General features: G+C 25.3%; 1 protein-coding gene and 1 pseudogene. Both read left to right on the forward strand.

Annotated elements, in window-relative coordinates:
* The first annotated feature begins 254 nt into the window (after nucleotides 1-254).
* Nucleotides 255-746, forward strand: a complete 492-nt coding sequence (locus KJQ99_RS09210; RefSeq protein WP_214150640.1) for a PAS domain-containing protein — start codon at nucleotides 255-257, stop codon at nucleotides 744-746.
* Nucleotides 747-1,333: 587 nt separating this feature from the next.
* Nucleotides 1,334-1,918 (forward strand): annotated as a pseudogene (locus KJQ99_RS11330) (methyl-accepting chemotaxis protein); the annotation flags it as partial.
* Between the last annotated feature and the right edge of the window lie 143 nt (nucleotides 1,919-2,061).

Raw genomic sequence — 2,061 nt, forward strand, 5'->3', positions numbered from 1 at the left:
ATGAAGCAATAAGTAGTATAGATGAGCTAACACGTGCTAATGTAGTAGTAGCTGATAATACTAATAAAATATCAGATGAAGTAGATTTAATGGCTAGCATTGCTGTTGAAGCTGTTATGAAGAATAAGTTTGAGTAATAAAATTTATTTCACGATAATAAATTTACAAAAATATAATATCTCTATTTTACAATAATGAAGATATTATAAAATTATTTTTTGATACAAAAATATCTAAAAAAAGATTGGGGAAAAATGGAAAAGGAACTATTAGATAATGACTTTATAGTTAGTAAAACAGATATTAAAGGTAATATTACTTATGCTAATGAATCTTTTTTAAAAATTATAGGTTCAACAGAAAATGAAGTTTTAAATAAGCCACATAATGTTGTAAGACATAAAGATATGCCTAAGGCTGTTTTTAGATACTTGTGGCAACAATTAAAAGGAAGAAAAGAAGTTTATGCTTTCGTAAAAAATAGAACATTTGATGGTGGATATTACTGGGTATTTGCCAATATTAGCATATCTTATGATTTATCTGGTAATACGATAGGATATTATTCAGTTAGAAGAAAAATGGGTAAAAAAGCTAAAGAAGTTATTATTGCTTTATATGCTAAAATGCTTGAAGTTGAGAAAGCTCAAGGAGTTGATGCTTCTTGGAAAATTATAGAAGATATTTTGAAAAAAGAAAATAAAGGTTATAACGAATTTATGATAGGTATTCAGGGGCTAAAATGAGTATATTTAATAAAAATAATGATGAAGCGTTAAATAAAATTATAGAAGTTTTAGAGCAAACTTCAAATGGATATTTAGAATCAAGAGTTACTGGTATAAAGGGCGAAAAATACACAATATTAGCAAATCATTTAAATAATTTGTTAGACCAAATAGAAGTGTGGCAAAGAGAAGTTGCTAGTTCTATTGAAGTTGCTTTTTCTGGTGCAACTTATAGAAATATTAATAGTGTAGGTTTAAAAGGTAGATTTAAAAGCACTGCTGATAATTTAGTAAGTGCTATTTTAGGAATTGCAAAAAGTATAGAAACTCAACGCTTAAATGAGCTTAGTATAAGAGTTCAACAAAACAATAATGATTCAGGTATAATTGATATTTTAACAAATGGCTTAAGCACAAATCAAACTAATTTAAATAGCATTTTAAATTCTTCAAAACAAATTGCAGATGATTCGCATACTACTCAAACTATGGTAAAAGAATTATCAAAAAGCTCAAATGAATTACAAAATTACATAGGTTTATTTACTGATTTAATCAATGGTCTAAATGAAAAAACAAATGAAATATCAAAAATTATTGAAATGGTAAAAGACATTACAGACCAAACTCAATTACTATCATTAAATGCTGCAATTGAAGCAGCAAGAGCAGGTGAGCATGGTCGTGGATTTGCGGTAGTTGCCGATGAAGTAAGAAAATTAGCAAATAATACAGAAGAAGCTACTAATACTATTAATTTGAATATAAATTCTTTAAAAGAAAGTGTTAAAAAGTGTTTAGAGTATTCAAATCAAGTTTCAGAAATTAGCAATAAAAATCAAGAAAAAACAAATCAGTTTTTTGATACTTTAAGTTCTTATGAAAAATTATCTGAAAATAACTTTAATAATGCTCAAAATAGTGGTAGATTGCAAAATAATTTATTTATACAAATACATTTATTACTTTATAAAGATGATGCGATTAGGTGTTTGCTTAATAAGAATTTAAAACAAAATAAATCATTAGAAGAAAACATTGCAAAATCAATCAAAAAAGAGCAAGAAGGTATATTTAAAGATATCTTAGCTTTATATGAAGAGCTCTATAATTGTGAAGAATTAGACGAGCAAGTAAGACTTGTGAAACGATTTGATGATTTAATCTTTAATATGTGTAAAAATTGCTAGTTTAAATAAGGAATTTAAAATAAATTTTTAAATTCCTTAAACCTTTAAATATATTCAATTTCGTTTTTAAAATAAATTATACTAAGAGTGATTTTGTATACATCTAAAATCATTTCATTTCTTTTGACATTCTATAAATGAAT

It is taken from the genome of Campylobacter sp. 2018MI13 (assembly GCF_018501135.1).
Classification (GTDB): domain Bacteria; phylum Campylobacterota; class Campylobacteria; order Campylobacterales; family Campylobacteraceae; genus Campylobacter_E.